The sequence below is a fragment of the Oleiphilus sp. HI0128 genome (assembly GCF_001635365.1).
Window position 1 is genome coordinate 1 of sequence record NZ_LWGG01000697.1, and the last position, 6,788, is coordinate 6,788.

At 42.3% G+C, this 6,788-nt stretch carries 5 protein-coding genes; 1 reads left to right on the forward strand and 4 read right to left on the reverse strand.

Annotated features, from left to right (window positions below; all coding sequences use genetic code 11):
* Positions 1-152: 152 nt before the first annotated feature.
* Positions 153-2,267, forward strand: a complete 2,115-nt coding sequence (locus tag A3763_RS08630) for an FG-GAP repeat protein (RefSeq protein ID WP_197475807.1) — start codon at positions 153-155, stop codon at positions 2,265-2,267.
* 19 nt (positions 2,268-2,286) lie between these two features.
* Here A3763_RS08630 and A3763_RS08635 read toward each other — a convergent pair whose 3' ends face one another.
* The 4 genes from A3763_RS08635 to msrB all read right to left on the reverse strand — a co-directional run bounded on the left by A3763_RS08635 (position 2,287) and on the right by msrB (position 6,407).
* Positions 2,287-3,222: an SIS domain-containing protein gene (locus tag A3763_RS08635; protein ID WP_068633834.1), complete on the reverse strand. Its 936-nt coding sequence runs from the start codon at positions 3,220-3,222 to the stop codon at positions 2,287-2,289.
* A gap of 204 nt (positions 3,223-3,426) precedes the next feature.
* Complete coding sequence (locus A3763_RS08640) at positions 3,427-4,311, reverse strand: MipA/OmpV family protein (RefSeq protein WP_068633836.1); 885 nt, start codon at positions 4,309-4,311, stop codon at positions 3,427-3,429.
* A gap of 166 nt (positions 4,312-4,477) precedes the next feature.
* Complete coding sequence (locus A3763_RS08645) at positions 4,478-5,299, reverse strand: glucosaminidase domain-containing protein (protein ID WP_082870316.1); 822 nt, start codon at positions 5,297-5,299, stop codon at positions 4,478-4,480.
* 85 nt (positions 5,300-5,384) lie between these two features.
* Entirely contained in the window at positions 5,385-6,407 is a 1,023-nt protein-coding gene (gene msrB / locus A3763_RS08650; protein ID WP_368664616.1) for a peptide-methionine (R)-S-oxide reductase MsrB, read from the reverse strand.
* Positions 6,408-6,788: the final 381 nt, after the last annotated feature.

Genomic DNA, 6,788 nt, shown 5'->3' on the forward strand with positions numbered 1-6,788 from the left:
ATTGCCTTAAGGGTTTGTATTCTTTCTTCTCAATAGTTCGATCATAGCCGCGCATCTAAAGGACTAAAATATTCATGCTCGCCCGCTCTTATAAAACTTTATCTGTCATATCTCTAAGTTTCATTTTAATTGCTTGTGGTAGGCAGGATGATTTGATAATTCCCGCCGAAGTTGAACCCGAGCCTAGTCCTTATTGTTTGGAAGATTCTCCTTACGAGACACCAGTGTTGCTCGATAGTGTATCGTTTTCTGGTCTTCCATTTAGCTTTGATTATAGGCAGTTTGATTATCAGTTTAATTTAGAGCATTTGTCAGACATTACTACGCTAGGCTTTGCTCAGGTTGAACAGTTCTTCGCTCCAAACGTTTTGCCTGAGTTAACTCAAGCAGATTCTCTCGGTGAAACTGTACTTTCTACACTTCAGTTTGAAAGGCTTGATCAGGCGGCTATTGAGGTTCGCGAATTTGGTGTAATCGTTGAGCATTCTCATAATAATGACACGAGGCAGTTTGATGTTGATCTTTCAGAAAACACTTCGTTAGTCGATATTACTCTTAAACCTGGCAAAAACGAGATTTCGTTAGAAGTTACGGCGTCCTTACAGATGCCGTATTCAGGGCTTGAGTGCGAATTAGACGAGAGGTTACGAAATCTCGTACTGCTAGATGACGGGGGCGAAAGTACCGAAGAAACACAGAACGCTGTATTAGAGCTCCAAGGAATGCGGCGGAATGTAGAACAGGTTTTAACTTATAATTTCGTAATATTTCGAGATGAAGCTGATGAGCTTGAAATTACCGACTTTGCTAATCCTCTAGCTCTGTTTGATGAAAATTCACTTGAATCGAATAATCTTTCACTATCAGGTGATTATTTGGTACTTGGTTCGCCAAAGGAAGATAGTTCTTCAGCCGGTGAATTTACTGCTCTTCAGATACAGAATGACCTTGACGGCTCGATTGTCAATGAATTCTCAGAGGACTCTGGCGCTGTTTATATCTATGAAAGAAATGCAAACGATTCTTGGGAGTTAGTCTGGATGTTGAAGGCTCCAAATGCTGAGCCAGGCGATAAATTTGGTCAATCTGTGTTTGTGGACGGCGAGCTATTGGTAGTTTCTGCCCCTGGTGAAGATAGCTCTGCGCAAGATGTGTACACTAACTATACTGCAGAAGGGGACTATTCAAGTGCGCTCTCTCAAGAACTTGAAAATGCCAGCGCTAGCAATCTTTCTCCTGAATCTGGCGCAGTCTACCTTTATGTGCTGCAGCGAGATGGAAGTTGGGCACTTCACTCTTATATCAAAGCAAAGGAAAATGTTCGAGGTGCCTCCGGTTTCGACAAAGGGTTTGGTGAGCAAATTGCGTTAAGCGCTCGGTTAAGTTCATCTGGGCAGTATATTGGTCATAGCCTAGCTATTGCTGCACCAAAAGAAGATAGCCTGAATGGCATCTTTTCCGACACGCAAGCCATTAACTCAGGTGCAGTTTATATGTATTCGCTGAATCTCAGTCAGGGCAATTTCTTGCAATATATCGAGACGTTAAAAGCTTTAGAACCCGTTGCGGGAGATCGCTTTGGTAGTGCTATTTCTTTAACACCTGACGGCCAAGTATTTGTATCAGCTCCTTATGAACAAAGTAATGACCGTGTGATAAATAATTCGCCCTCGCCAGAGTCATATGAGCCTGTACTAAGTAGGTCAAATTCCGGCGCTGTGTTTGCTTTTAGCGCTATAAATAGTAATCAGGTGGGATTTCACGAATTGCGTTCAATTATAAAGGCATCGAATGCAGATTCTGGTGATCTATTTGGTAGCTCAATTGCTTCGAATGAAAACTATCTGGTTGTTTCTGCATCCCATGAGGACGGCGCAAGTACCGGGTTCAATCGCGATATGTCGAATAACGATTCAAGCGATTCTGGAGCCGTTTACGCATTTAAAAGAGATGCTGCCAGTGGAAACTTTTCTCAGGACCTCTATATAAAAGCTCCCGTAAATGAACCGTTTTCGAGCTTTGGCAACGCAGTAGCGCTATATGATAACGACCTGGTTGTCTCGCACTCACTGTTCGATGAAGGGGGTTCTGAAGATAAGGGTATCACTTACATCTATGCTCGGGATCATGAAGATAAGACCTGGTCTAAACTGCTGGAATTAAGCAGTCCTGGAGTTGTTGAATATGGAAGCACGATTGCGCTTGAGGGAAATAAGGTGGTTGCCACAACCAAAACAGCAGGACAACCTTTGTTTTTGGTAAAATAAACTCAGTGTTTTAGAGGGCTTATATTGAGAGTATGCCGCTAACAGTTCTTTTGCCGTCAGTAACCAGTAATTTTGTAATGCTGTTTTCCTTCATGATCGTTTCAGCCGTAAAGAGCATTTCTCCCTCGTCAATGGTTATTGGGTCTGTGGTCATTATATCTTTTGCTTTTTGGGTGTGAATGTCACCACCTTTTACCAAAGAACGGCGCAAGTCTCCGTCAGTGATTACGCCAAGAAGCGCTTTGTTTTCATCGATAACAACTGCAATACCCTGAAGCGATTGAGTCATTGTAATGATAACTTCATCAACAGGTGTTTCAGGGCTTACAAAAGGTAGGTCTTGAGCAAGCATTTCGTCACGCACCTTGGTCAGTAGCTGTCTACCCAAGCTTCCTCCAGGGTGAAAGGCTGCAAAGTGCTCAGGTTGAAAGTTTCTTTCTTTCATTAGTGAAACAGCAAGTGCGTCGCCCAAAGCTAGTGTCACCGTTGTCGATGTGGTAGGAGCCAAATTATTTGGGCATGACTCCTTTTCGACAAAAATATTCAAGTAGACGTCTGAATTTTTTGCTAGCGTGCTATCAGGGGCGTTAGCAATCGAAATAATTTTGTTTCCGAAGCGCCGAAGGCTAGGGATGAGTTTGATCACTTCTTCGGTTTCGCCGCTATTCGAGATAAGCAAGATGATATCGCTAGGGCGGATCATCCCTAAGTCACCATGAAACGCTTCGGCGGGGTGAATAAAAAAACTAGGTGTGCCGGTAGAAGCGAGTGTAGCTGCGACTTTTTTGCCAATATGGCCGGATTTCCCCATGCCTGAAACTATTAGGCGTCCTTCAGATTTCATTATCAATGATATGGCAGATGAAAAACTGTTATCAAGAGAGTTTGCGAGATTTGAAATAGCGGAGGACGCTTCGTTTAAGCTGCTAATCGCAGTTTCATTAATATCAGACATTTACACCTACCTAGTAAAGCGGGGTTATAAGGGCTTGGGAGTGGGTGATACAAACGATACCACTAATTATGTCTGTATTATAAACGGTTTTACAAAGAGTAAAATGGCTTTTGTCTTAAATGAAATTTAGGTGCAACAGGTTTAACTTGGGTGGGTGTTGGCAGCGCAATGTGATTGAGGTGCGCTGCCAAAAGAAGGTGCAGGTTAAAAATTGTATCGCAGGCCAATATTACCTAGAATCAGTTCTTTATCTTCTATTAAGGGGCTGGTTTCTATTTCGCCTGAAAATTTCTCTATGGCAAGGTAGCCCGTCGCGGTTAGTTTGTCAGATATGCTGTATTCGACGGTAAGGTCGAACCCGACATGTCCACTATTTCCAGGCTCATATTGAGGTCTGGTAATAGTTTGATAATAATCGATATTGGCGTCATCTTCGCCAGCACCATATTTTTCAATAACATAACTTTCCGCCGCCTCATTTTCAGCTTCGGTAACTTGGTAGTAGTAAGTGTTATACTTGTTGCCATAATGTTTTATAAACATACGTGGAATAATTGACCAATTACCAGTATCAGGGAAGGGGCGCGACCAGCTGATCGAAGATCTAGGGCCAGAGTAGGTGCTTACAACATCATGAAAAGCTTTGATTTCAACTAAGCCCACACGAGAGAAAAAGCGAAAAATAAAGCCAGCCTCGTAAGCTCTATCTCTATTTTCATCAATGCCCCAGTACAACTCTTCCATATCAGCGCTAATATTCTCAAGATCCAAAAATGTTCGTCCCGATGTTACCGCAAGGCCAAACATAATACGCTTATGCCTGAATAACTCGAAGCCAACTAGTGGCTCATCATGATTGTTATAGCCGAACAAATTTCCCCACTGAAAACTGAAAGTCGGTAAAAAGGAGTAGGTGCCATCATGTCCTATATAGGGTGCCGACCCAAATGTAATGCCGGGGCCGATAGAAAGATGGTCTTCATAGACTGGAACCGGCTCTTGTACCCTTGCTTGAGTTGCGGACGAGCAAAGCACCAAAGACAGTGTTATTGCAGCCAATGATAAGAGTTTACGAGAGTTGAATTCCATAGTGATAAATTACCTGGGTAGTTCCATGTGTGATTAATTACTTAATTTCCAAGCGTTCAGAGAATGCTGAGTCCTTGAATATTTCTGTATTCTATATCTTATTGAATTTAAACGATGAGATCTGGATAACATCATTCGTGATATTTCTGAATAATGCTAACCCTTATTAGCCGGCTAGGTCATATTGAGTGAGGTTATTGCTTTCGATCATGATGCGAACTTTCTCAATATAACGCTCAGCTTGTTCGGAGTAAGGGGAAAGTCCGGGCAGTAGATCTAGGCTGCTCATGTCTTGCTTGCTTGTGCTGCTGAACTTAGCGCGTAGTTTCCTGAATTCATCATATGCCGAGAAGCTATTTAGGTTCATCAGATAGGCCCTGATGGATTCATTTATAGTCTCGAATTGAGCTACCTCATGTTGTTGGTTCTCATTCCTGAATTTAGGTACAAGACCGCATCCTTTTTTAAAGCACCAGTGGCCAAATAGGTTGTTTCCTTGCTTAGCGAAACGACTGGTCCCCCAGCCAGACTCAATGGCCGCTTGTGCCAGTACCATAGAAGCAGGGACGGTATCAACACGCTCTAGCAGTCTGCCAAGTGTCTGACTTGGGTTGGTAGTTGGCACAACCTTGTATTTCATTGCAAGCGCTTTAAGCCAATTTCTGTCGTATTGGTTCAGGCTGGCGGCACCATTTTTTTTTATGGAAGTGCTCATAGCTTGTATTGCAGTTCTGAGGCGAAGTATGTGAAGGTTTTCGTCCTTAACCATTGGCAATAAATATTCAAAAAAAGACTGCTTCTTCTCACTTATATTCTGAATAACTGAAAAGTCAGGAAGCGGGACGGACAGACTGCTATCGGCCTTGTTTTCAATCTTGGGTAGCATATTTTTGGGACTGTGATAGAACCATATGCTTGCCCAAATAATAGACAGTAAGCAGAGGGTAACGGGGTAGTTAATGCTGACGAGGCGTGAAATTAAACTCATTAAAGTTTCAGGGCGCAAATGTTTAAGTAAAGTAATTTTACTTATATTACACAGACAGCACCCTGAAAGAAAATATATCGTTCGTTTAAAACTGATCTAGAAACTGCTCGTAACCCCGGCTACTAAGTTGCTGCTTGGGAATGAATTCCAACGCGGCGGAATTAATACAGTATCTTAAACCAGTTGGCGCTGGGCCATCATCAAAGACATGCCCAAGATGTGAGTCTGCAAATTTACTACGAACCTCGGTGCGAGACATAAATAAACGAAAATCTTTCTTTTCAACTATATATTCTTCTATTAACGGTTTAGTAAAGCTCGGCCATCCTGTGCCAGAATCAAACTTATCTCTCGATGAGAATAGGGGTTCTCCACTGACGATATCGACATAGATACCTTCACGTTTCTCATCCCAGTACTCGTTATCGAATGATCTTTCCGTCCCTTCTTTTTGGGTAACTTTGTATTGAAGGTCGCTGAGCTTCTCACGTATCTTGGTATCGCTTGGTTTGCTGTATTGATTAGTCTGTTTGTTTTCGCTCATAGCTTTCCTCTCAAGATTTTCCTTTGTCCAAACTGTTTCCAGATACTGATCTCTACCTGAATTGTAGCGGTAATATTTATATCTTATTGGGTTTCTTTTGAAGTAGTCCTGATGGTAGTCTTCGGCAGGCCAGAACTTACCAGCTTCTATAATTTCTGTCGTAATGGGTTTATCAAATATGCCGCTGCTCTGAAGGGATGCTTTAGAAGAAGCAGCTAAGTTCATTTGCTCACGGTCCAAATAGAAGATTACGGGTCTATATTGCTTTCCTCTATCAACAAACTGTCCGTCAGAGTCTGTTGGGTTAATATGTTTCCAGTAAACATCAAGTAGGGACTGATAATTTGTGACTTTAGGGTCAAATTTTACTAGAACCGCTTCGACATGGCCGGTTTTGCCTGAGGCTACTTGCTTGTATGCGGGTGACTGTTCACTACCTCCGATATAGCCCGACGTGGCGGAAAGTACTCCTTTATGCTTTTCAAAGTCTGCTTCGGTACACCAGAAGCAGCCGCCGGCAAAAATCGCCGTGTCGCTCGCTGAGACAATGGCGCCTTTACTCATGGTGGATGCCCCAGGCTCTTGTGCTGCTTGGGTGATTGCGCTCAGATAGGTAATAATACTAAGCAAACTGACGATCCAAAGTGTTTTTTTCATAAATTCCTACTCTATCGGGATTCTTTTAAGCAACTGTAGAACTTAGGACAAGAGGTTTGCAGAAAGGTTCCAAATCCGTTTTAGATATTTTCTCTTAGTCAGGCCTGTTTTTATCTGAGGGCTAATTTTAGGGAGGTGAATAAATCACTAAACATCCTTTAGAATCCGAAGTTTAGGTCTATACTGCTATTTTATTGACGATAATAATTAATTGAGCCTTACCAGATATGTATAAGTTTCTTTTGAATCTCCGTTTAAAGTATAAGTTTTGGTTGTTAAACGGGGTTT

Bases quoted from the DNA above. Each gene is read 5' to 3' on its own strand.
- A3763_RS08645 (WP_082870316.1), bottom strand. From the start codon at position 5,299: ATGAGTTTAATTTCACGCCTCGTCAGCATTAACTACCCCGTTACCCTC.
- msrB (WP_368664616.1), bottom strand. From the start codon at position 6,407: ATGAGTAAAGGCGCCATTGTCTCAGCGAGCGACACGGCGATTTTTGCC.
- A3763_RS08635 (WP_068633834.1), bottom strand. From the start codon at position 3,222: ATGTCTGATATTAATGAAACTGCGATTAGCAGCTTAAACGAAGCGTCC.
- A3763_RS08640 (WP_068633836.1), bottom strand. From the start codon at position 4,311: ATGGAATTCAACTCTCGTAAACTCTTATCATTGGCTGCAATAACACTG.